General features: G+C 33.4%; 24 protein-coding genes and 1 other RNA gene. 4 read left to right on the plus strand and 21 right to left on the minus strand.

Annotated features, from left to right (window positions below):
* Nucleotides 1-257 precede the first annotated feature (257 nt).
* Nucleotides 258-1520: an IS110 family RNA-guided transposase gene (locus HZR23_RS14540; protein ID WP_132847214.1), complete on the plus strand. Its 1263-nt coding sequence runs from the start codon at nucleotides 258-260 to the stop codon at nucleotides 1518-1520.
* Between the two features lie 131 nt (nucleotides 1521-1651).
* Here HZR23_RS14540 and uxaC read toward each other — a convergent pair whose 3' ends face one another.
* The 4 genes from uxaC to HZR23_RS14560 all read right to left on the minus strand — a co-directional run bounded on the left by uxaC (nucleotide 1652) and on the right by HZR23_RS14560 (nucleotide 6919).
* Entirely contained in the window at nucleotides 1652-3058 is a 1407-nt protein-coding gene (gene uxaC, locus HZR23_RS14545; protein WP_132847215.1) for a glucuronate isomerase, read from the minus strand.
* Between the two features lie 94 nt (nucleotides 3059-3152).
* A complete protein-coding gene (locus tag HZR23_RS14550) occupies nucleotides 3153-4643 on the minus strand; it encodes a UxaA family hydrolase (protein WP_330571357.1) in 1491 nt (496 codons plus the stop codon).
* Nucleotides 4640-6088, minus strand: coding sequence for a tagaturonate reductase (locus HZR23_RS14555; RefSeq protein ID WP_132847216.1), 1449 nt, complete (start codon nucleotides 6086-6088; stop codon nucleotides 4640-4642). Before HZR23_RS14555 ends, HZR23_RS14550 begins: the two co-directional genes overlap by 4 nt.
* A gap of 69 nt (nucleotides 6089-6157) precedes the next feature.
* Complete coding sequence (locus HZR23_RS14560; RefSeq protein WP_132847217.1) at nucleotides 6158-6919, minus strand: IclR family transcriptional regulator; 762 nt, start codon at nucleotides 6917-6919, stop codon at nucleotides 6158-6160.
* Between the two features lie 188 nt (nucleotides 6920-7107).
* Between HZR23_RS14560 and HZR23_RS14565 the strand changes: the two genes are divergently transcribed.
* Together HZR23_RS14565 and HZR23_RS14570 are read left to right on the plus strand one after the other, a co-directional pair.
* Nucleotides 7108-7734 (plus strand): bifunctional 2-keto-4-hydroxyglutarate aldolase/2-keto-3-deoxy-6-phosphogluconate aldolase, encoded by a 627-nt coding sequence (locus tag HZR23_RS14565; protein ID WP_132847218.1) that lies wholly within the window; start codon nucleotides 7108-7110, stop codon nucleotides 7732-7734.
* 19 nt (nucleotides 7735-7753) lie between these two features.
* Nucleotides 7754-8776 (plus strand): sugar kinase, encoded by a 1023-nt coding sequence (locus tag HZR23_RS14570; protein ID WP_132847219.1) that lies wholly within the window; start codon nucleotides 7754-7756, stop codon nucleotides 8774-8776.
* Between the two features lie 224 nt (nucleotides 8777-9000).
* On the opposite strand, the gene HZR23_RS14575 is transcribed toward HZR23_RS14570, so the two are convergent.
* From HZR23_RS14575 to HZR23_RS14655, 17 genes are all read right to left on the minus strand, one after another.
* The gene (locus HZR23_RS14575; protein WP_132847220.1) at nucleotides 9001-9249 is read right to left on the minus strand and encodes a hypothetical protein; all 249 of its coding nucleotides are present in this window, start codon (nucleotides 9247-9249) and stop codon (nucleotides 9001-9003) included.
* 50 nt (nucleotides 9250-9299) lie between these two features.
* The gene (locus HZR23_RS14580) at nucleotides 9300-10523 is read right to left on the minus strand and encodes an MFS transporter (RefSeq protein ID WP_132847221.1); all 1224 of its coding nucleotides are present in this window, start codon (nucleotides 10521-10523) and stop codon (nucleotides 9300-9302) included.
* Between the two features lie 20 nt (nucleotides 10524-10543).
* Nucleotides 10544-10885, minus strand: coding sequence for a cupin domain-containing protein (locus HZR23_RS14585; RefSeq protein WP_132847222.1), 342 nt, complete (start codon nucleotides 10883-10885; stop codon nucleotides 10544-10546).
* A gap of 136 nt (nucleotides 10886-11021) precedes the next feature.
* Nucleotides 11022-12635, minus strand: a complete 1614-nt coding sequence (locus HZR23_RS14590) for a mannitol dehydrogenase family protein (RefSeq protein ID WP_132847223.1) — start codon at nucleotides 12633-12635, stop codon at nucleotides 11022-11024.
* A 144-nt stretch (nucleotides 12636-12779) separates the two neighbouring features.
* Complete coding sequence (uxuA, locus tag HZR23_RS14595; protein WP_132847224.1) at nucleotides 12780-13850, minus strand: mannonate dehydratase; 1071 nt, start codon at nucleotides 13848-13850, stop codon at nucleotides 12780-12782.
* A gap of 97 nt (nucleotides 13851-13947) precedes the next feature.
* Nucleotides 13948-14418, minus strand: a complete 471-nt coding sequence (locus tag HZR23_RS14600; protein WP_132847225.1) for a YcxB family protein — start codon at nucleotides 14416-14418, stop codon at nucleotides 13948-13950.
* An 8-nt stretch (nucleotides 14419-14426) separates the two neighbouring features.
* Nucleotides 14427-15719 (minus strand): TRAP transporter large permease, encoded by a 1293-nt coding sequence (locus tag HZR23_RS14605; RefSeq protein ID WP_132847226.1) that lies wholly within the window; start codon nucleotides 15717-15719, stop codon nucleotides 14427-14429.
* Nucleotides 15709-16242, minus strand: a complete 534-nt coding sequence (locus HZR23_RS14610) for a TRAP transporter small permease (protein ID WP_132847227.1) — start codon at nucleotides 16240-16242, stop codon at nucleotides 15709-15711. Before HZR23_RS14610 ends, HZR23_RS14605 begins: the two co-directional genes overlap by 11 nt.
* A gap of 149 nt (nucleotides 16243-16391) precedes the next feature.
* The gene (locus HZR23_RS14615; RefSeq protein ID WP_132847228.1) at nucleotides 16392-17423 is read right to left on the minus strand and encodes a TRAP transporter substrate-binding protein; all 1032 of its coding nucleotides are present in this window, start codon (nucleotides 17421-17423) and stop codon (nucleotides 16392-16394) included.
* A gap of 247 nt (nucleotides 17424-17670) precedes the next feature.
* Nucleotides 17671-18390 carry a GntR family transcriptional regulator gene (locus HZR23_RS14620; protein WP_132847229.1) on the minus strand — a complete coding sequence of 240 codons (720 nt, stop codon included), beginning with the start codon at nucleotides 18388-18390 and terminating at the stop codon, nucleotides 17671-17673.
* A gap of 222 nt (nucleotides 18391-18612) precedes the next feature.
* Complete coding sequence (locus HZR23_RS14625; protein ID WP_132847230.1) at nucleotides 18613-19317, minus strand: GntR family transcriptional regulator; 705 nt, start codon at nucleotides 19315-19317, stop codon at nucleotides 18613-18615.
* A 54-nt stretch (nucleotides 19318-19371) separates the two neighbouring features.
* The gene (gene kduI, locus HZR23_RS14630) at nucleotides 19372-20208 is read right to left on the minus strand and encodes a 5-dehydro-4-deoxy-D-glucuronate isomerase (RefSeq protein ID WP_132847231.1); all 837 of its coding nucleotides are present in this window, start codon (nucleotides 20206-20208) and stop codon (nucleotides 19372-19374) included.
* 22 nt (nucleotides 20209-20230) lie between these two features.
* Nucleotides 20231-20986: a 2-dehydro-3-deoxy-D-gluconate 5-dehydrogenase KduD gene (kduD, locus tag HZR23_RS14635; protein ID WP_132847232.1), complete on the minus strand. Its 756-nt coding sequence runs from the start codon at nucleotides 20984-20986 to the stop codon at nucleotides 20231-20233.
* 1020 nt (nucleotides 20987-22006) lie between these two features.
* An RNA gene (rnpB, locus tag HZR23_RS14640) (RNase P RNA component class A) lies at nucleotides 22007-22379 on the minus strand.
* Nucleotides 22380-22489: 110 nt separating this feature from the next.
* Nucleotides 22490-22888, minus strand: a complete 399-nt coding sequence (locus tag HZR23_RS14645; RefSeq protein WP_132847233.1) for a ribonuclease HI family protein — start codon at nucleotides 22886-22888, stop codon at nucleotides 22490-22492.
* Nucleotides 22889-22913: 25 nt separating this feature from the next.
* Complete coding sequence (locus HZR23_RS14650) at nucleotides 22914-24032, minus strand: Nif3-like dinuclear metal center hexameric protein (protein ID WP_132847234.1); 1119 nt, start codon at nucleotides 24030-24032, stop codon at nucleotides 22914-22916.
* On the minus strand, nucleotides 24014-24718 hold the full coding sequence (locus HZR23_RS14655; protein WP_132847235.1) for a tRNA (adenine(22)-N(1))-methyltransferase: 705 nt from the start codon (nucleotides 24716-24718) through the stop codon (nucleotides 24014-24016). The genes HZR23_RS14650 and HZR23_RS14655 overlap by 19 nt, the downstream gene beginning before the upstream one ends.
* A 125-nt stretch (nucleotides 24719-24843) precedes the next feature.
* Between HZR23_RS14655 and HZR23_RS14660 the strand changes: the two genes are divergently transcribed.
* The gene (locus HZR23_RS14660; protein ID WP_132847236.1) at nucleotides 24844-25044 is read left to right on the plus strand and encodes a hypothetical protein; all 201 of its coding nucleotides are present in this window, start codon (nucleotides 24844-24846) and stop codon (nucleotides 25042-25044) included.
* Nucleotides 25045-25088 lie beyond the last annotated feature (44 nt).

Raw genomic sequence — 25088 nt, forward strand, 5'->3', positions numbered from 1 at the left:
AGCGAATCAGATTTTTGTCTATACTTAATGTGAAAATATATAGATATACTACAGAGCACGGAGGGGGGAGTAGAATTGATTCCTCCACTTTAGGATTCAAGTCCGTATAATAACATGTGTCGAGTATCTTCTCAAGCACAAATGAGTGTGCCTATGAGCACGTAACCTAATAATTGTATAAGCAATTCCTTGGTATTCTTTGCTGGATACTCAGTCAATTTCTATATATTTTCAATTTTTATTTTGGAGGGTTGCTAATGTCGAAGATTGTCCACCCTATTTGTTGTGGCATTGACGTTCATAAAAAGTTTCTTGTAGCTGCAATAGCTATAACTGATAAGCAAAATGTCACTACATATATCAAACGTCGTTTTTCTACTTTCAATTCTGACCTCAAAAATCTTGAAAAATGGCTACATAATCATAACTGCACTGAAGTCTGTATGGAATCCACCGGTAAGTATTGGATTCCTATTTTTAATGTGCTAGAGAATTCTTGTCATGTTGTTATTGCTAATCCTAAATATGTTCGTGCTATTAAAGGCAAGAAAACCGATGACAAAGATGCCACTTGGATTGCTGACTTATTTAAATTCGGTTTAGTTCCTTCTAGCTTTATTCCTCCCAAAGAAATTCGTAGGCTTAGGGAGCTTTTTCGCTATCGCTTTAAATTAACTGGACATAGAGCAAGTGAAAAAAACAGACTACAAAATGCTCTTACTGTATCCAACATCGCTCTAGCTTCTGTTGTTAGTGACTCTTTTGGCAAATCTGCTTCTGCAATTGTGGACTATATTCTATCCTGTGATACCTTTGATCCTGAGCACTGTAAGTCTCTTTTGCAGAAAAAGTTAAAGGAAAAGGCCGATGAGATTATACAGTCAATTATCGGATATGAGCTTAGTAATGATCAATCAGTTAAAATGAAGGTTTGCACAAAGCATTATGATTACATTAACGAATGTGTTGATGATTTAGATAAAACTATTTCATCTATGGCAGAACCTTACACTGATTTCATTAATTATGCTGTCACTATCCCAGGTATTAGCAAAAATTCAGCAACTTATATTATTGCAGAAATCGACACTGATATGTCTGTTTTTAAGTCTTCCAAGCATTTATGCTCTTGGGCAGGTTTAACTCCCCAGAATAACGAAAGTGCTGGCAAGAAAAAATCAGTACGCATATCAAGAGCTGGAGTTTATCTCAAACCCCTTCTTGTTCAATGTGCAAATGCTGCGATAAAAGATAAAAAGAATCCCTATTTTAAAATTAAGTATGACCATATAAAGAAACGTCGTGGTCATAAACGAGCTATCATTGCCATTGCACGTATGATTCTTACTTGCATCTACCACATGTTTTTGAATAAAGAAGCTTTTAATCCATCAGATACAAATTACTCTGATATTCCAGAAGGCCTATATAAAAAACTTAAGATGCAGTTTATTAAAAATGCTATTAAATTATTAGAAAAAGAAGGCTGTGTAATTACCCCTCCAGCTGCATCGGCCTGATAACATATAAATAAATACTTATGCCTTTGAGTGGCAGATTGCTGGTACTCTTTTGGGTTTGCACAATTCGCTAGGCTTTTCTTTCAACCTATACCCCTTTATATTTTTTTACTCAGACAGTTATATGAATTTTATACCTCAATTCCTAAGTAATCCAATGCATTACCATAACATATATCCTGAACAATTTTCCCTAGTATTTTCAGGTCATATGGATATTCACCTTCTTCTACCCAAGTACCAATTAAATTACATAATATTCTTCTAAAGTATTCATGCCTTGGATACGAGATAAAACTCCTAGAATCTGTAACCATACCTACAAATCTACTTAATAATCCATTGTTTGCTAGGGAAATCATCTGCTTTGTCATACCATCCTTTTGGTCTAGAAACCACCAACCTGAGCCAAATTGCATCTTTCCTGGAATTCCACCACCTTGGAAAGAGGCCATCAAAGTAACCAATACGTCATTATCCTTAGGGCTTAGATTGTATAGAATGGTTTTAGGCAAATCGTATTTGTAATCTATTTCATTTAATAGTTTTGCTAATGGTTCCGCTATATTATCATCTGCAATGGAATCATATCCCGTATCCGGACCAAGCTTATTAAACATGTTGCTATTCACATTTCTCATAGCACCTATATGTAACTGCATAGTCCATCCCCTTGTGCTATACATTTTGGCTAATTCAATCAGTGTTCTAGTTTTGTATTTATTTATTTCAGCTATTGTTAATTCTTCTCCCTTTAATGCCTTCTTAAAAATACTGTTAATCTCTTCATCCCTTGCTTGTTCAAAGGTTACTTTGTCTATACCATGGTCTGAAATTCTGCATCCTTCTTCATGAAAAAATTGAACTCTACTTTCTAAAGCCTTTAGAAAATCTTCATAAGATTCAATTTTAATGTTACTTATATTGGATAAAGACTGTACCCATGGCACAAAAGTATCATTTTGAATATTTATACCTTTATCTGGTCTTAAAGTGGGTAGTACATTAACATCAAATTCCCTATCTTCCCGAATTCTTCTATGATGCTCTAGTGTATCAATAGGATCATCTGTAGTACATAGGGCCTTTACATTTGAATTTATAATTAAATTTTTCGCAGAAAAATCATCAGATTTTATCAATTCATTCGCCTTATTCCATATCTCTTCAGCAGTAGCTTCACTTATTATAGTATCTATATTGAAAAACCTTCTTAATTCTAGATGAGACCAGTGATATAGAGGGTTTCCGATGCAGTATGGAACTGTTTTAGCCCATAGCTTAAATTTTTCATATTCATCACCACTGCCTGTTATTAACTCTTCTTCCACACCATTTGCACGTAATGCTCTCCATTTATAGTGGTCTCCCCCTAACCATAATTCAGTTATATTTCTGAATTTTTTATTGTCAGCTATTTCCTTGGGGCTTAAATGACAGTGAAAATCAAATATAGGCATTTTCTTAGCATAATTATGATACAGCTCAATAGCTACATCATTACTAAGTAAAAAATTTTCATCCATAAACTTTTTCATCTTAGACTCATTCCTTTCGTTGTGCTCAAACACACATAATTTTTCAGAAATTAATCTTTAATTCATCCCCTAACTAGTTACACAAAATATTTTTTTAAAGTGTAACTCCTGTTTTATAAATTGCGATTTCCTTAATTCCGTTTTTCTCGTTATTTACATATTCTCCACTCGCAACTTTTATTAGATACTCTATGAAATTGTTTAACAATGTCTCCATCGGTATATCCTCTAATAATACCCCAGCATTAAAGTCTATCCAGTGGGGCTTTAACTTAAAGATTTCAGAATTAGATGAAACTTTTACAGTGGGAACAAAGCTTCCAAAAGGTGTTCCTCTTCCTGTAGTAAATAATACTATATGACATCCAGATGCCCCGAGTGCTGTAGATGCAACCAAATCATTACCAGGGGCATTTAATAGATTTAGTCCCTTCTTTTTAACTATTTCTCCATATCTTAGTACATCCACAACCTTGGACTCTCCACCCTTTTGAGTGCAACCGAGGGATTTATCCTCTAAGGTTGAAATCCCCCCCTCTTTGTTTCCTGGGGATGGGTTTTCATAGATTGGCTGACCATGTTGAATGAAATATTGCTTAAAATCATTTATTAAATTAACTATATTATCAAAAACCGATTCAGATTCTGCTCTATCCATTAATATAGTCTCTGCACCAAACATTTCAGGTACTTCAGTTAATATCGTTGTACCGCCATGATTAATTAGGTAGTCGGAAAAAGCTCCTAAAAGTGGATTAGCAGTTATACCAGAAAATCCATCGGATCCCCCACATTTTAATCCAACTTTCAGTTCAGATATGGGCATATTTTCCCTAGAATCTTCATTTATAACTTCTAAAATTTCTTTGAGGATATTGACACCTTTTTCAATTTCATTACCAACAGCCTGTGTTTTCAAAAACTTAATTCTTTCCTTGTCATATTCACCCAATTCAACGATAAAATCCTCAATAGTATTGTTCTCACAGCCCAATCCCAAGACCAATACTCCACCAGCATTAGGATGTTTAACTAAATCCAAAAGTATTGTTCTAGTATTTTCAAAGTCATCTCCTAACTGTGAACACCCATAGTTATGCTTATATACATGAATTCCATCAATTTGTCCTAGATCGTTCTCTGCTTTCAATCTATTTGCTATTATCTCTGCAGTACCATTAACACATCCAACAGTTGGCACTATCCAGAGCTCATTTCTAATACCTACATCACCATTTTTTCGTTTATAACCGTTAAATTCAGGGGTTTTACCGATCCTCTTAACCTCCATATTAATTGGATTATACTTATAATCTAATGTACCATCTAAATTCGTTTTGATATTGTGAGTGTGTATCCATCGTCCTTTTTCTATGTTCTTTACCGCATGCCCAATTGGATATCCATATTTGATAATATTTTCTCCTTGATAAATGTCTACTGTAGCTATTTTATGACCGGGTTTTATATTTTCTAATAATTCAATTTCTTTTCCACTGTCAATTAAAACTGTACCTTGCTTTAACTCTTTTAAGGCTATTAAGGTATTATCTTTCTCATTAATTCTTATATAATCCTTCATCATAAAATCTCCCTTATAGCTTCTTCAATTCCTTTTTTCTCTATATTTATTAAGTATCTGCTTACCAAGACTTTTAAGCCATCTATCTTATTTAAGTCCATTTTCCATAATTCCTCTAAGCCTAAAACAATTTCTACCATATATTTATAGTATTCATCTGTACCATCACAGTTCTCCCAAAGCTTTGAGAACATTTGAAGATAATCAGGAGAGTCAGATAGATTTATTTTTTCTCCGTTTCTCTCACCTTTATAGAAACGTATCAAAGCTGCTAAGGAGAATAGTAGCTTTCGTGGTAATTCCCCTTTTCGCTTATTGTATTCTAGAATAGATGGTAATACCCTAGTCTCAAACTTACTCATAGAATTTAATGATATACTTATCAAAAAGTGCTTAATATAAGGGTTTCTAAATCTATCTATTACTGCTGCTGCAAATTCATTAAGTTCATCCTGTGGCAAATCTAAGGTAGGAACTATTTCATCATACAATGCAGACCTAATATATCCTCCAATTACTTCGTCATTTATAGAATCTTTTACAGTATCAATATTATATAAATATGAAACTGGTACCATAATAGTATGTAATCCGTTCAAAATCCTTACCTTTCTCGTCCTATATAAAGTCAAATCATCTACAAACAATACATTTAAACCAATTTTATGAGCGGGGAATTCCTTCGCTAGTTCTTTAGGCCCCTCTATTACCCATAGATGAAAATACTCACCCTCCACTAAAAATTTATCACGATATCCAAGCTCTTTCTCAATTTCATCAGCAGTTTCCGTTGGGTAACCTGGAACTATTCTATCAACCAAAGTATTATAAAATACATTTGCATTGTTAATCCAGTCAATAAATCCTGACTCTAATTTCCACTGCTGTGATAGCTTAATTATAATATCCTTAAGTTTTTCTCCGTTTTTATCTATTAACTCACATGGCAGAATAATTAAACCCTTTGATAAATCTCCATTAAATGACTTATACCTATGATATAAAAAAGCTGTTAATTTACCGGGAAATGAATTTTGGGGTCTATCCTCTAATTTATCTTTATTATCATAAACAATTCCAGCCTCAGTTGTGTTAGATATAATAAATCTCATTTCGGGAGATTCAGCAGCTTTTAAATACTCATCATAATCCCTATATGTATTGATTGCTCTCGTTATAGAATTTATTATAGTACTCTCATTGATTAATTTACGGTTTTCAATACCTTTTATTAAGAGTGTATACAACCCACTCTGGTCATTAAGTTCATATACTTTATCATTATTCAAAGGTCCCACTACTAATACTCCAGTATTAAAATCTAGCTCCTTATTCATTTTATCAACTATCCAATCAACAAAAGCCCTTAGGAAGTTACCTTCACCAAATTGTAATATCCTTTCAGGATACTCTAAATAATCTTTATAAATGGATTTATTTAGTTGCACTTCACCGAACACCTCCTCTTTTATAAATGAATTGTTTATATCTTCTGTTGCTAATCATACCTTAAGGAATTATGGTCTATATCCCAATTCCGTCGAGATAAGGTGGGCATACTTTTTTATCTCTAGGGCAAAAACTTCGACCCTGTCCTTCGTGACTCTTATAGATGGGCCTGAAATACTAATTGCTCCTTCAACATCACCATTACTATTAAAGATTGCAGCACCAATACACCTAACGCCTATCTCGTTCTCTTCATCATCCTCAGCAAATCCCTTTTCTCGAATTCTTTGAAGTTCTTCCTTTAGCTTTTCTAACTCTGTGATAGTATTACTAGTCAGTTTTTCAATTTTCGTATTTTCCCAAATGGTTTCTACCTCCTCGTCAGTCATATATGCAAGCATTGCTTTTCCGACTGAAGTACAATATAGAGAACTCCTTCTGCCTATAGTAGAAGCCATACGGATAGTATTGTCCGCCTCTACCTTATCAATATAAACTATGTCATTTGTATCCCGTATTACTAAATGAACAACTTCATTTACGGACTCCATTAAAGCCTTAGTAAACGGCTTAGATACTGCTAATATATCTGCTTCAGCTATCCTTCTAGCCCCTAGCTCAAATAATTTAAATGATATTCTATATTTATTGCTATCTGAGTCTTGTACTACAAACCCTTTATATATTAGTGTTCCTAACAATCTATGAACCGTGCTTTTGTGTAGATTTACTCTACTACCTATCTCTGCAACCCCAAGTCCATCTACGTGCTTAGAAAGTAATTCCAAAATTGTAAGTGCCCTATCTACCGACTGAACAACATCTTTCACTTAAACTTCCTCCTAATCTATTCTTAAAAAATAGTAATAATTATTATATAAATTATAACTAATAAAAAATGTATTTAGAATAATATTGCATTTATTTTCCATATTAATTATAATATAAATTAAGAAGTTTCGCAATGTAAATATAGGTTTCATAATACGAAACAGCTATGTGAGGGAGGCTTTATAAATTGAAAAGATATGAAGTAGTACAAAGAATCGAGAAGGTAGGCGTTGTTGCGGTAGTAAGAGCTGAAAATACCGAAAAAGCTAAAAACATTGCCTTAGCTTGTATGAAAGGTGGCATTGACTCTATCGAAATTACATTTACCGTTCCAAGAGCACAAAATGTAATTGAGGATTTAAGTACTGAGTTTGGTAAAGAGCTATTAGTTGGAGCTGGCACAGTACTAGATAGTGAAACAGCTAGAATAGCCATCTTAGCTGGTGCAAACTATATCGTCAGTCCAGCATTTGATCTTGAAACTGCAAAATTATGCAATAGATATCAAATTCCCTATATGCCCGGATGTATGACAATAAAAGAAATGATAATTGCTATGGAGGCAGGAGCAGATGTTTTAAAGATATTCCCAGGTAGTGTATTTGGACCAGATTATATAAAGGCAGTTAAAGGTCCTCTACCCCAAGCTCTTATGATGCCAACAGGTGGAGTTAGCATTGATAATGTAGATAAGTGGATAAAAAATGGTTGTATAGCAGTTGGTATTGGCGGGAACTTAACCCAAGGCTCGAGTGAGGAAATAACTAGAGCTGCCAAGGAATTCGTCGAGAAGATTAAATTAGCTAGACAATAATTATTTGGGAGGAATAAAAATGAAAAAGATTGTAACTTTGGGAGAAATAATGCTTAGGCTTTCAACTCCTGGATTCGAAAGATTTGTCCAGGCTGAATCATTTGATGTCGTATATGGTGGTGGAGAAGCGAATGTTGCCGTTTCATTAGCTAATTACGGATATAATACATATTTTGTATCAAAATTACCGAATAATGAAATAGGTCAGGCAGCTATTAATCATTTAAGAAGATTTGGTGTCAACACTAAATATATTGCAAGAGGTGGAGAAAGAGTTGGGATTTACTACTTAGAGTCCGGTGCCTCCATGAGACCATCAAAGGTTATATATGATAGAGATCACTCCTCTATTTCAGAAGCAGATGTAAATGATTTTGACTTTGATGAAATATTTAAAGATGCAGACTGGTTCCACTTCACAGGAATTACACCTGCCTTAAGTGAAAAGGCTATAGTTTTAACTGAGGAGGCTCTAAAATCCGCTAAAAGACATAATGTCACGGTTTCAGTTGACTTAAACTACAGAAAGAAACTTTGGACTCCTGAAAGAGCTAATGAAGTAATGTCAAACTTAATGCAATATGTTGATGTTTGCATCGGTAACGAAGAAGATGCAGAAAAAGTATTAGGATTTAAACCTGGTAAAACCGATGTTACATCTGGTGACTTAGAGCTTGCAGGATACAAGAATATATTTGAACAAATGAAAGAAAAATTTGGCTTCAAATACGTAATTAGCTCCTTAAGAGAATCTCATTCTGCATCTGACAATGGATGGTCAGCATGTGCTTATGATGGAAGTGAATTCTATCATTCAAGAAAATATGAAATAAGAATTGTAGATAGAGTCGGTGGTGGGGATTCCTTCGCAGCCGGAGTAATTCATGGATTGCTCGATGGTAGAAACTTTAAGGATGCATTAGAGTTTGGTGTGGCAGCCTCTGCCCTCAAACATACTATTCTTGGAGACTTTAATATGGTAACAGTAGAAGAAGTGGAAACATTACTTAAAGGTGATGCTTCAGGTAGAGTGCAAAGATAGATTAGTCGTTAAACTTATTTATCTCCCTAAATAATTAAGTTGTACAATAACTGGTGTTGGTGGTTGAAACTAGCACCTTTTATTGTTTCAAAATATAACTTACTAAAAACCATAATTTTAATAATTATTGAGTTATTTTAATATAATACTAACATACCTGTATAAATACGCATTTAAACATTCTCCTTCTTTATGATAAATGTAAATTCCACTATAAATATAGTCTATACCATTCTCTTTATTGAGCGCTTAGCAAAGAAATGCATAAAGCAATGGATTTCTTTATCCATTAAAAGTTTTTCATAGTTTTCATATACTTTATCAGAGCAAAGATTTTTCTGACAACCATCTTTTTTTGCTTGACTCTTTATTTCTAATACATAGAATTCAGCATAATCAGACTTCATTATAGCCAGGATAGTTTCCCACTCTGCTATTCTAGCGTAGCGTAAAATCCCAAATGCCCTTTGCACTCTGTATATCCCCCACATTCTATATCTATCCAATTTGTTTTTTAAGTGATTTATTTCGCTTCACTTTCGACATGTATATATGAACTCGAAACGTTTAAAACTACACATACTATCATTAAAATAATAGCTGCTACAATAGCACCCATACCAGCAAAAATACCAAAAGAATCAGATAGTGCACCTGTTATAATTGGCATAATAATAGCCCCAATACCTCCAACCATTAGCAAGACACCCATAGCCATAGGATAATCTTTAGTAACATTCCCAACAGTTGAAACTGTTGTAGGATAAATACCTGCCATAGAGAAACCTAATCCCATGATTGCAATAGTAATTACACTTATGCTATTTGTAGAAAGTAATAGTATATAAAAAATAGCAGTACCACAACTAGTTGTTAACAAAAGAATTTTCTTCGATATTCTTACTCCTAAAAAGGCACAGGTTAATCTACCACAAAGAATAACTAACCATAAGAGTGAAGCAAGCATTTGGGCATATTCAATGGTCATAATTCTTGAATCAATAAAATATTTAACCATCCATCCATTGATTGTAGCTTCAGCACATAAATAGAAAAACAAAATACCCGCACTAATACAAAAATCCCTATTCTTCAAAAAATCGTAAGACACATTTACCTTCTCCGTCTTTTTTGTGTTATCAATTTTCATCTTAGAAAAAAGAACCATTGAAATAATAGCTAGAATAATAATCAGACCCGCAGTTATTTTCCAGCCTAACTCTCCATAAAGATTAGTAGATAGAATAACTAAAAATGGAGAAACCAAAGCGCCTACAGCGAAAACACTATGTAAAACATTAAGAGCTACGTGACTACTGTTAGAAACCTCATTAACCAACGTATTATTAAAATTCGAAATACTTCCACGACTTAATCCAGTAAATAAAAAACCTAATAACAATAGCATTGGATTACCTGTTAAAATCATAATTGAAAATCCTAAAACAACAAAACTACATAAAAATATAACTGATTTTTTTCTTCCTAAATATAAAGGTAATACCCCTGCAATAAATGCAGAAATTAAATTACCTGTTTGGTGAGCTGAAATCAGTCCTCCGCTTATCGTATTATTTAAATTATATTCAGTGCTGATTAGAGGTAACAAAGAACCTAGAATCATAGAATATAAACCATTTACTGCAAAAACGAAAAAACAACACTTCAAAATATATCTCTCATCTTTGTTAAGTTCTTTATAAAACCATTGTTCTTTCATATCTTTTAATTCTCCTATCTTGAACATGGGTGTCTAACTATGCAACCTTAATCATTTTTTATTATAAAATCCTCCCTATATGGTGTAAATATATCTAGAAGAATACCATTTTTAGTGCATAGACATCCATGTACTTGATTAGACATTTTATATAGAGTATCACCCTTCTTTACGGTTTGTTTAATTCCGTTAATTTCAAATTCAAACTCCCCTTCCAAAACATAGGTAAGTTGTGTATGAGGATGACTATGTATAGTTCCAATAGCATCTTTATTAAAGTGTACTTCAACAGCCATTAACTCTTCCCCGTATGCTAGTATTTTTCTTCTTATACCTTCTGAAACTATTTCAAAATCACATTCTTCGGAAAAAACAAAAGGCTTATTCATAGTTGTTACTCCTCCCAAAATAGTATGATACTTAACAAGGTTTTTTAAGCTAAGTACTAAAAACTATAACAAAGGGGAAAATACGGATCCGATAACTGGATCTTTTTGATAACCGTCAGATTTTCCCCTATTAGCTTTAATATACATATTTTTTCAGTGTGTCTCTAACCGCACCCTTTTTAGACACCAATTCCTCAAAATATATTTCAACTTTTTCTCCTATGCCTGCATCATAAAGATTTACACTGAATATGGTTGTGTTTGATAATATAGGTTTAAGCTTGTCATGGAACGGTCCTTTATCCCCAAAAGAAATATCTCTAACATAAGGGGCTACCTCTTCGAGAAGTGGGTCTGGACTTAACTCCAATTTCTCACCATTATCATCAAGTCCAATCAAGTATCTGCACCATCCAGCTATAACCAGTGGAATAAGCTTTAGATCGGTAACATTTAGATCTTCTCTTGTCATATAAGCTTTTATTGTTTCTCCGAAACGAATTCCAAGTTTCTGAGAAGTATCTGAGGCAATTCTCTGTGGTGTGTCAGGCATAAATGGATTTGGAAACCTTACTTGAAGTACTTCATCAATAAATTCCTTTGGATCTATAATTATTGGATTTACAACTACTGGTAATCCTTCCTCATAACCAATTTTCTCTACTAACGTCCTCAGTTCAGGATCTTTCATTTCTTTTGATATTAACGTATATCCTAAAAGACAACCATATATAGCCAAGGCTGTATGAAGAGGATTAAGGCAAGTACAAACCTTCATTTTCTCCACTTTGTCAACGGTTTCTCTATCTGTAAAAATAACCCCACCCTCTTCAAGATTTGGTCTTCCATTAGGGAATAGGTCTTCTATTACTAAATACTCCGATTCTTCTGCATTCACAAAGGGCGCCACATATGTATTTTTTGATGTAACAATATCATCTATATCTTCGAATCCATCCTTCTGAAGCATCTCTCGTACACTCGGATCAGGTCTTGGAGTAATCTTATCAATCATACTCCATGGGAAAGCAACAAATTTTGGATCACTGACATAAGCTTCAAAGCCATTATCAATAAATCCGTTTTCTATCCATTGTTTTGCAAAGCTACTTACTGCATTTAACAGCTTTGTGCCATTATGTGACATATTATCCATGCTTACTAGAGCAAGCGGTATTTTTCCATTCATATATCTTTCGTATAAAAGAGAAACTAGTTTGCCAATATAGCTAACTGGATTTTGGGGTCCATTATTAAAGTCATCTATTACTGCTGGTAAGAATCCCCCCCTACCATCCTTTAAGCTATATCCCTTTTCTGTTATAGTAAAACTCACCATTTGCAGACTAGGACTTGTAAAAATTTCCTTTAACCTACACCAACTTTCCTTACTGTACGTATCTACAATCAATGACTCAACAATACTAGCAATAACTGTCTTCTCTATGCTTCCGTTCGCCCTAAGGGTAACAAGTACACTTAGATTATCGTGTGGTTTATTCATATTCTCTATAATTTCATAGTCAAATCCCTCTGCTACAACAATTCCCCTATCACTCTTACCCTCATTTAAAATGTTTTGTTGTACATTTGCTATAAATGCTCTAAATATATTGCCTGCACCAAAATGAACCCAATTTGGATAAGCTTTTGTATTACCTTTAACTTTTTCAATACTAAATTTAGGTAGATTATACAATGCATCTCGCCAAGCTTTCTCATCACTTAATCCTTTTAAGTTTAACTTCATTTTAATCCACCACTTTCTTTAGGTTTATACGCATAATAACTAAATTAATTATAAATATTAATATAGCCCTAACTTAAGCGAAAAGAATAATACATGATGTCTTTCTCAGAACTTTACTAAAAATACAAATACCAATCCTCTATACTATTTTTCATGTGATTTCTTTATTGCTTCCCATAACCCATTTAGGTATGTTGCACCTAAAGCTCTATCATATAATCCATAGCCGGGCATCGCCTTTTCTCCCCAAATCATCCTACCATGATCAGGTCTTATAGGTCCTGTCATACCTATTTCATAAAATGCTTTCATAATTTCAAACATATCCAGCGAACCATCAGTTGATAAATGAGCCGCCTCATCAAATTGTCCGGGACCTAAATGAATTAGATTTCTTACATGACCGAAATGAATTCTTCCTTTAAAGCTCCTTATCATATCTGGTATATCATTGTTTGGGTTTGAGCCTAAAGAACCTGTACATAATGTTATGCCATTATTCATTATTGGAACTGCATCTAATATTCTTTGTATATTTTCCTTGTTATTAACAATTCTTGGTAAGCCAAATACAGACCATGCTGGATCATCCATATGAATTGCCATCTTGATTCCATACTTTTCACAGGTTGGCATAATGGATTTCAAGAAGTATATAAGATTTTGGAATAACTTCTCTTCATCTACCCCTTTATATATTTCAAATAATTCTTTTACTCTAGCGAGTCTATCTGGTTCCCAACCAGGTAAAATAAATCCACCAGAATTCGCATCCATTTCTTTAAACATTATATCAGGATTAATTTGGTCTATAAGTTCCTGATCATAGGAAAGAACCGTAGAACCATCCGTTCTTTTCTTAGCAAGGTCAGATCTGGTCCAGTCAAAAACAGGCATGAAATTATAACAAACTAGATCTATTCCTTCTTTTGCAAGATTTTCGAGGGTCTCAATATAATTTGCAATATATTGCTCCCTTGTAGGAAGACCAATTTTTATATCATCGTGTATGTTTACACTCTCAATACCACTCAACTCAAGCCCTGCTGCTTCTATTTCCTCCTTCATAGCTTTAATCGCTTCTCTACTCCATACCTCTCCGGGTTTAGTACCATAAAGAGTTGCAATAACACCTACGCAGCCAGGTATCTGTCTTATTTGCTCTAAGGTCACTGTATCATATTTACTTCCAAACCACCTTAATGTCATTTTCATTTTCGTATACCCCTCTCTATATTCAGAATAATATGCTAGCAATGGTAGCTCAACAATTGCTCTATATTATCAAACACATCTTTTTATAATAACTTAATCATTTCTGTATTTTAGAAATTACATAGCTATAAAAGTCTTCTTTTTGTTTTCCTAACACTCTATTATTTAGTATAAAACCATGCTTATTGGTTGAAAATATCAGAATCATACCCGGTTTTTTTGATATTCCTATTACGGTATTCCATGCTAAATCTGAACTTTGTTTTTCAGTTTTTATATGAATTCCATCATCATCAAATCCTATTTCCATAACATCTGAAATCCTTGCTATCTGTCTTTTAGCTCTAAAATAAACAACTAAAGGTTGAATAACCGTAAATAAACAAATTCCGATTATTAGCAATATTCTCAAGAGGTTATTTACATGTCCCCAAAATTTTACTGTCAACGATACCATCATCGCAGTAAATATAATGTTACATACCCCAACTATTGAGCTATACATACTATACATAGATAGTTGCCATATATCAAAAGCAGTCGTTTTATAATTAAATTTATATTTCATATCACATATCACCTAAATAAAGATGGCAGCCACAAACTAATACTAGGAATAAAAGTAATCAATAGGAGAGTAATAATCATACAGACATAAAACGGTAATGTAGCTTTTACAACCCGTTCCATTGGTACATTCCCGACTGCAGAACCGATAAATAATACTGCACCAACAGGTGGAGTCAAAAGACCTATACCACAGTTTAAAACAATCATAATCCCGAACTGAATAGGATTTATGCCTATCGAAGTAGCAATCGGCAGTAAGATTGGGGTAGCAATAAGGATGATAGGCGCCATATCCATAATACAACCAAGAACTAAAAGAATAATGTTTATAAGCAGCGCTAAAATAATTGGATTATCCGTTAACCCTATAATTGCATTTGATGCTAGTCTAGGGACACTTAATCGTGTTAGAAGAAATCCAAAAATACTAGAAGTTGAGATTAGAATGAGTACGATAGAAAGAGTATTTACACAGGACTCAAGCGACTTCCAAACACCCTTCCAATCTAGACCTTTATAAATATATACACTAACAAACAAACTGTAAATAACCGCAATAGCTGCGGACTCTGTGGCTGTAAAAACACCACCAACTACACCTACTACAACGATGAGAACCGCCGCAAGAGCCCAGAAAGAAAGAAAAAGCTCCTTTAACAAAATCATCATACTGAATTTCTCTCCCCTAGGATAATTTCTCTTTACAGAAATTATATAGGACCCTACCATTAACGACACAGCCAAAATTGCTGCTGGTATGTAACCTGCAAGAAAAAGTCCGCCAACTGAAACTCCACCTGCAACAGTTGCATATATTATCATATTATGACTAGGCGGGACTAAAAGTCCTTCGACAGATGAAGTGATAGTAACTGCCGTAGAAAAATCGTCATCGTAACCTTGTTCTACCATCATAGGTATTAAAATACTACCAAGAGATGCTGTATCTGCAGAAGCAGAACCAGAGATGCCCCCGAAGAAATATGAAGCAACGATGTTAACCATCGCCATACCCCCACGCATCCATCCAACACAGGCTCTGGCGAGAGCAATCAGCTTTTCAGAAATTCCTCCTGATCCCATAAGAACCCCCATTGTAATAAAAAAAGGTACTGCCATAAGGCTAAATTGACTAATGCCCTTTACCATTTGCTGTGCAATGGTAGTAAGAGGAAGTCCCTGATACAAAAGAGTGAATACAGCTGATAAAGCTACTGCATAAACAATAGGAAATCGTAAGAATATCATGATGAAAAAACTACCCAGTAAAATTAGTATTGCAATAGTCTCAGCACTCATTGTATACCTCCTCCTTAACAAAAATCGATTTAATATGATTATATATGGACTCAACTAAAAAAATCACCATAGCTACACCTGCCAGAGGTACTGGTAAATACATCCAAAATCTAGAAATGCTTGGCATACTTACATAAGTCCCTCTTGAACCAAGTAATACTGCATATCTCCAACCTACTACTATCATAACTACTGCAAGACCTAGTACAGCAACATCTGAAAGGATATCCAAAGCCAATATCAATTTTTTTGGCAAATATTTATCAAATGCAGTCATACGAATATGTGCCTTTCTTCTAATGGCTAAAGCCGCTGAAAGAACTGCCATATATGCCATACAAGTTAAAACCACTTCTTCACTCCATGCAGGATCTGGAATAAAAGAAATGTATCGTCCAGCTACTGCCATAGTAGTAATAAGAATATCAACTATTAATAGCAACTTGCATAATAATAGGACTATCTTGTAAGCCATATCGTAAGCCGGTTTTATTTTGTCTATTGTATTAAAAATGTTTGACATACATTAGCTCCCCCTATATAAAATTTCTCATTAAATGTTCAGTCATTATTTTTAAAAAAGACACAAAGATCATAATTAACCTCTGTGTCTTTTAAAGTTATCATAACAATACTATTATTAATATGTTGCGAGCCGGTCTTAGACAAACATTATTGCATATCAATGATTTTTTGATAAAGTTCTTTGCTATTTGCTGTCGCATTAACAACAACATCTTTAACTGCTTCCTGCCAAGGTGTTTTATCCTCAACCTCTATTACATTAACACCTGCTGCTCTTAACTCTGCTAATACCTTATTCTCAGCTTCTTCAGAAATTCTTCTGTTAAATTCTGATGCATATCTACCAGCTTCCATAAGAGCCTCTTGTTGTTCTTCTGTCAATTTGTCCCAAGCCTCATCCGTGATAACTACTTGTATCGCCCCAAGTGTATGTCCATCAAGAATTAAGTTTGGTGCTACTTCGTGGAATGAATTTGCCTTATAGTTAGCAATAGGCTGCTCAGCTCCGTTTACAACACCTGTTTGAAGTGCAGAATAAAGTTCGCCGAAAGATACAACTGTAGGTGAAGCGCCTAAGCCTTGTACCATACCTTGCATAACAGGGTCATTTGATACTCTTAATTTCATACCTTTTAAGTCTTCCATACCACTAATTGGTTCAACTGTGAAGAAATGGCGGAAACCTTCTTCTCCGTAGAACAGACCTCTAATGCCTGTACCTTTTTGATGTGGCTCAAGAAGGAATTCAGGAGCTAATTCAGATGTAGCAAAATTCCAGAAGTGCTCACGGCTTACAAATGTGAAAGGAACAGAAAGTAATTTAGACTTCTCTCCACCGTAGCTCGTAAGTGCAAAGGCAGAAATACGAGACATATCAATTGTCCCACCGCCACCAAGCATTGCATCTAGAACATCATTCTCCGATCCTAAAACGCCACTTGCCTGAATGTCAATCTTAATCTTACCGCCTGATAGTTCCTCAACTTTTTCTTTAAACACAAGAGCAGTTTGACCAACAATACTTTCTAGCGGATTAACTTCTGCATATACAAAAGTAATCTCTTTTGGCTCTTCTTTAACCGTTGTTTGCGTTGGTGTTTTCGCCCCACACCCCGCTAATACTGAAACAATTAACACTAGCACAAGACTTAATGATAGTAATTTGAACCCCTTTTTCATACTGTCCCCTCCAATATCTTTACTTAATATTTGCATTGTAGAAAGTTCCATATAAGCCGTTTCATTAAAACTGCAAACCGCGTCTAAGAAATTTCTACATTAATGCCGTTAATTTTTCCTTACATAAGATATCGTTTTCTTTAAAAACTAGAATGCCCGCTATTCCATTCTTCATAGTTCATAACATTATTAAGGTAGTATGTAGTTTAGTGGTATATGGAAGATTAGGTAAAAACAAATCATATTATCAAATAAAATTTAAAAGATTATTTTTCTTGTGCTCCATATTAAAGTATTCAGGATATTTTTGTTTTAACTCCTCCTGCTCAAATATCAGCTTTTGAATATGATTATATATAACTTCCTGTCCCATTTGCTCATTGTGAGTTTTTATACTCTCTAAAATCTGTAAATGTTGATCAATAACATTCTTCCAGTTCACATCTGCAATAAATGTAAGCATCCGAGTACGCTTGTATTCCGTATTAATTTGTTGTATAAAAGACCATGTTCTTTCTTTGTTGCATCCTATAAAAATAGTTTTATGAAACTCCTCGTCCATCTCTAAAAATTCAAAGAACTGTCGCTTGTCTATTAACTTTCTTTGTTCATTAATATTCTCTTGAAGTACATTTAATAACTCCTCTGGAAACTTTTCTGTGGCTATCTTAAGTACAGCCAATTCTAAGCATTCTCTAATAAATCTTGCATTCTCAACAACATCTAAATCAATATAAGAAATATAAGTTCCTCTTTGTGGAAGTATATAGAGTAAACCTTCCTTAGATAATTTAATGAACGCTTCTCTTACGGGTGTTCTACTAACCTTTAAAAGGTCGGAAATCTCCTTTTCGCTTACTCGAGTCCCTGGAGGCATATTAAGATTAATAATGTTTCTCTTAATAACCTCATAAACATAATCACCGACTGTCATTCCACTTCTTTGTTTTTCTACTTCTAAATTCATACGATCACTTCCTCGGTAGAGTATCTATCCATTATTTGCTATATACTACCATACTACCGTACCATCTATCAGTTGTCAACCAAAATATGGAACATAATAAATGCATATATATTTTTTTCTGCCTGTAATATTCGAATGAAAGCAGTTAATAGGCTATCCAAGAGTAATAGTTATCAGCTATCAGACAACTTTATTGTTAAGGGAAACTAAAAGTCTTGTACTTTAAATATCACTTTCTTGATCATGTATAAAATAGTCTGTAAACTCTGTATAAATTCGCTCACCTAATCTTTCAATCCCGCCATTCAGATGTTTACTAACAAATTCTTCTATGCGATTAATTTCTTTATTTTTTATAATATCTGCTAATTCCTTGTGTTCCTCATAAATAGCTTGAAAGCTATGTTCCGCAACAATATCAAGCATTCTAAACCTTGTGTAATGCACCTGTAGCTTTTGAATTTGATCCCAAACTATTAGTTTATTTGTGGCTTTAAACCATACCTTATGAAGTTCACCATCTATCTTATAAAAATCCTCTGCAGTAAAGTCTGATTTCAATAGAGTCTCTTGAAGCCTTAGATTATACTCAATTCCAGCTACTAATTGATCATCAAGATTTTTTATTGCATCTCTAATAACCATGGTTTCAATTGCTTTTCTCATATATATGAACTGACGTATTCTATCCATATCTAACAAAGAAACATAATTTGCCTTATATGGTATATTGACTACTAATCCAGAATTATTAAGTCTTTGAAGGACATCTCTACTTGGGGTCCTGGATATATTATATCTTTCGCATATGTCTTGTTCAGTTAATAATTGTCCTGGTTTAATTGTTAAATTAAGTATATCTTTTTCAAGACTACTATACACATCTTCAGCTATTGTATTCGCCTTATAAGCTCTTATTCTTGCCATATCTAAAACTCCTTACATAATAGAATGATTTATAGTATATTTTGGTTTATCTTATTATTTCAATTCTTTTATTGCAATATGGTCCATATCGGTAAACTCAATATTTTCACCGCACATACCCCATATAAATGTATAATTACTAGTTCCGACACCACTATGAATGGACCAACTTGGGGATATAACCGCTTGTTCATTTGCCACAACGATATGCCTTATTTCTTGAGGTTGCCCCATTAAATGGAAAACTCTAGCCTCATTGTTCATATTAAAATACATATATACTTCCATACGTCTTTCATGAGTATGGGGTGGCATCGTGTTCCATACATTTCCTGGTTCAAAAATTGTCATACCCATTACCAACTGACAGCTTTCACAAATGTTTGGATGTATGTATTGGTTAATTGTTCTAACATTTAGATTTTCTTTTTCACCTAGTTTTACTTTTCTTGATTGTCCCAAAGTAATTATTCTTGTAGGGTAGGCTTTGTGAGCAGGACTACTATTGAAATAAAATTTTGCAGGGCTATTAATGTTATCTGATTCAAAGATAACATCTTTACTTCCCATTCCAATATAAAGCCCATCTGCATTGTCTAAAATAAACTCATTGCCGTCTATTGTTATCTTTCCTTTGCCACCAATATTTATGATGCCTGCTTCTCTTCTTTCAAAGAAATAACTAACTCCTAGTTCCTTACCAGCGCTTAGTTTGATTTTTTCACCAACAGGCATAACACCCCCTGCAATTATTCTGTCAATATGTGAATAAACTAAAGCTGCCTCATTTTCAACAAATAGCTTTTCTATTAAATAATGGTTTCTTAACTCTTCCGTTGTATAATACTTAGAATCACTTGGATGATTTGCATATCTTATCTCTAAATTCATTAAACATCACTCCTTCTTAAATTTACCTTGCAAGCCAGCCGCCATCAACGGCAAGTGTAAATCCATTAACATAGTCCGATGCTTTAGATGCTAAAAAAATCACTGCACCATCCAAGTCCTCAGGAGTCCCCCATCTATTAGATGGTATTCTTGATAAAATTTCTGAACTCCTTTTTTCATCAGCTCTAAGAGCAGCTGTATTATCTGTAGCCATATATCCAGGGGCTATTGCATTTATATTAATATTGTATTTAGCCCACTCATTTGCCATTAACATAGTTATCCCTTTAACACCAGATTTACTGCCCGTATATGAAGGAACTCTTATCCCCCCCTGAAAAGATAGCATAGATGCAATGTTTATTATCTTTCCTGAAGTACCCTGCTCGATAAACTTTTTAGCTACTGCTTGACTTAAAAAAAATACCATTTTAAGGTTGATATTCATAACTTCATCCCAATCTTGTTCTGTGAAATTAATGGAATCTTCACGCCTAATAATTCCAGCATTGTTGACTAAAATATCAATTTTACCAAAGTTGTGCATGGCTGCTTCCATAACTTTTGGAATAGAACCTATTTCCATTAGGTTAGCTTGAACACCTACAAATTTTCTTCCTACTTTTTCTACAAGCTCTTTTGTTTCCTTTAAATCAGTGGATCCTACTCCCAGAATATCTGCTCCAGCTTTAGCTAGGGCTATAGCCATACCTTGGCCAAGACCTGTTCTGCAGCCTGTAACCATTGCTACCTTACCTTCTAATGAAAAGATATCCATCCTTACGCCCCCTTGTAAATTTGTATGTTCTCCCTATTATTGTATACATTGTATACAAAGTATACAATAATTATAAAATATATCCCATATGTACGTCAATAGGAGTATAACATACTCATAAATATAGATTTATATAGTTTCTTTAAGTGGCTGTATCTCTCTTGTTATACTTCCCTTGTAGTCACCTCCTCTAGATTACCCCACACAAAAATGATGTTTAGAAATTATGTTCCGCGTTTTATACCAACTTGTATATACCATTTAAACTCCTTAGATAGAAGATAATTTATCTAACAAGATATATTTCATAGTATAAACTACAAAAATAGTTTGACATCAAACTATTTTTAAACTAAAATAGTTTTATATAAAACTATTATAAGATTCTCAAAATAATAACTAACTATCTTTTTAATTATCTTTTATATTATAAATATTAATATATTTTTTTAATAAAATAGTTTGATATCAAACTATTTTATTAAAAAAAATCATTTACTCATACTATATAAGGTACAATGAAAAACCTGATAGTAATAATGTATTAGTTTTATAACATTAACTAAATATGTTTTGTTTTATTTCGCATATCTCTCTTTTACTTTGGCAGTAGATATTGTAAGATAGGTCTATTGCCAAAGACTTTTTTTAATAAACTACATTTAAAGTAATCTTATATTTATTTTCTTATCCTTTTTCTTATATAAGAATTATCTATTCATACATTTATAAATATATACAAATTTAAAAACATTTTGACCTAATATACCTTCCTTTCCCCCGAAATACCCAAATTTACAGACTACAACTAAATTAACCAAAACCAATCTTAATTATCTCCTAGTATTATCAAAGATATAAATGATATCAATTCGCCTTTTAAACAGCTGATATTTTAATAAAGAGACTTTTAGTAGTTTAGAAATCAACTCCCTTTGGTGGTAAGCAGCCAGTTAGAGGCCTCAAAAAATAAAAAAGATTGTAAATATATCTATATATTCACAACCTTTGTATAATCATATAACGAGTAAGTCTATAAGCCGAGTTCTGTCATAGATGATCATCTATCTAGGCCTACTGTTGCCAGCAGGCTCAAGCGATCTACCACGAGACACGACGGGCCGCCGCTTTTTAGTCCCTACTTGATCTTGCTCCAGATGGGGTTTACATAGCCAACTAGTCACCTAGTTGCTGGTGAGCTCTTACCTCACCTTTCCACCCTTACCCCTTAAATATATTAACTATTTCTAGCTATATATTAAAGTGGCGGTATCTCTCTGTTGCACTTTCCTTGGAGTCGCCTCCACTGGGTATTACCCAGCACCCTGCCCTTTGGAGCTCGGACTTTCCTCGTTCACAGCTTGGCTGTGCCCGCGATCATCCAACTTACTCGTAATATTTAATTGTTAGTTTTTCTTCAGGAAGATAATCTTAACATAATTATTATGTCATGTCAAAATAAAATTAGTTCCAATAACAGCAAAATTTTGATTTAAATTTGCCCTACTTATTATCCATTGCTCTATTAGCTAAAGCATCAGCTTTTTTATTTAGTTCTCTCTTTATATGAACTATTTCAAACTTCTCAAATTGTTTAATTAATGGTTTAACCATATTAAACATTAGTATCATTGCTTCATTTTTCACCTTATATTCACCTTTGATTTGCTTAACTACCAATTCACTATCTAAATAGCATGTTACACTTTTTAAGCCTAAGTCTAATGCCACTTCTAAGCCTCTGCAAAGGGCTTTGTATTCAGCAACATTATTTGTTTGTTCACCGATATATTGACTTATTTCTTTTATTACATTACCTTCATTATCTTCAATAAATACGCCTATTCCAGCCTCACCTGGATTACCCCTTGAGCCCCCATCTGAGTAAATACGTGCCTGCATTTAAATCCCCCTCTTTAGTTTGAAATTATACTACTGTAAAAGGATTACCATTTACTTCTGATTTTATAATTTCAATATTTATGTTTTCTTTTATAAACTGTTGATTCAGATATTTTTCAATTAAATTGTTAAAAAGTATTTCTGATTCATAGTGTCCTAGATCAATAAGATTAATATTTAATTCTTCAGCTAATTGGGCATCATGATATTTTACATCACCAGTGATTAGTAAATCGCAACCTAACTTAGCAGCTCTTGAAATATATTCTGAACCACTACCATTTACAATCGCTATTTTTTTAATTATTCCATTTAGATTACCTACTACTTTTAAATGAGAAATTTCGAATGATTTTTTAACATTTTCAATAATAGCTTTAAATAATAACGGACTTTCCAGTATGCCTACTCTCCCTATGCCTACTGTAGGTTTTAGTGGATTTTCAAGTTTATATACATCATAGGCTACTTCCTCATATGGATGTGCCTTAATCATAGCATCTAAAACATTTCTTAAATACTTCTCGTGTACTACTGTCTCTATCTTTGTTTCCTCAACTTTTGCCAATTCGTTTTTTTTACCTATAAAAGGATTAGTATCCTCTAAAGCCATGAAAGTACCCTCACCTGAGGTTCTAAATGTACAATGACTATAGTTACCAATATGCCCCGCACCCACATTAGCCATTTCGTTACTTACAGCTTCTTCATATCCTTTTGGAACAAATACAGTAACCTTATATATACTCCCATCTACTATAGGATCTAAAATACTTGGATTTTTCAAATTGAACATACTACCTATGTAAGCATTTAGGCCATTTTCTGCACCATCTATATTTGTATGAGCAGTATATATATTTATATTATTTTGAATAGCCTTAATAATTAAACTCCCCCTATAACTTTCATTAGTTATATTTTTCAAAGGCTTAAATATTAAAGGATGATGGCAAATAATTAATTGTACCCCTTTATTTATTGCTTCATCTATAACTTTTTCATTTACATCTAAACAAATAAGTATTTTCCCTACTATTGCCTCTGGGCTTCCTACTTGCAAACCCACATTATCCCAACTAAAAGCAATATTTTTCGGAGATAATTTTTCAATCATATCAGTTACTATTCTAACTCGAGACAACTTAACACCTCCTCTAATTGGATTAGCTTCAATTTGCTTGTCTCATAAATTTCAACTGTATTGTTCATATTAGCCGATTCTATTTGGTTAATTATTCTCTTTTCTTTGTTTATTTTATTACCAATGAACTCTATTGCTAATTCTTTAGGATTTGTATTGAGGTAAAATCCTATATCAAAATACAATTCGTTACTCACTTCTTGTTTTCCTTCTGTAGCAACAATGATCTCATATATTTTATTATCTTCCTTAACCAATAAATCTTTAACTATTTTAAAACCGTTTTGTACTAAATGCTTCCTTAGTATGTTTTGAGCCTGCATAGGTTGAAGAATAAAATTTTTAATACTTTTAGTAATTTCAACATTTGCATCTAAAAGCTCAGTAATTAATATTCCACCCATACCCGCTATAATTGCTGTATTAATTTCACCAGGACTAATGGTTTCTAATCCACTACCAAGTCTCGTTTCTATATGTCCATTACATTTAAACCTTTCAATATTGTTTTTAGCACTTTTAATTGGCCCCTCATTAACGTCAGAAGCAATAACGAAATCACTCAATTTGTTTTGTATTAAATAAATTGGAATATAACCATGGTCGGTACCTACATCAACCACTCTACTTCCAGGTATCACTTGCATAGCTATCATTTTTAATCTTGGTGTTAGTTGAATTTCCATTTTAAACCTTCCTATAATTAAAATTAAATTAATTTTCTTACAAAGCAATTTACTACCTTAAATATTTACCAGATACATATTTTATTAAACAAATTACAAAAATATATTTAAAGGAGGAATTCTAAATGCCACATACCGAGAAAGATAAAAAAAATATCAAACCTACTGAAGAAATACCAAAATTCAGTTGGGGTGGTAGAACTCAAGAATGGGAAGAAGAATCCGAACAGTTAATGCATTACATGCAAGACCAAATCGATAATCAAGAGAGAGATGAAGAGCTTAATAAGAAAATTGAATATGCAAAGCAAAAACAGTATTGGTAGTGTTTAGGCAAAATAGCAATAGATTCGCTAAGGCGAATCTATTG

The sequence above is a fragment of the Serpentinicella alkaliphila genome (genome assembly GCF_018141405.1).
Lineage (GTDB): Bacteria > Bacillota > Clostridia > Peptostreptococcales > Natronincolaceae > Serpentinicella > Serpentinicella alkaliphila.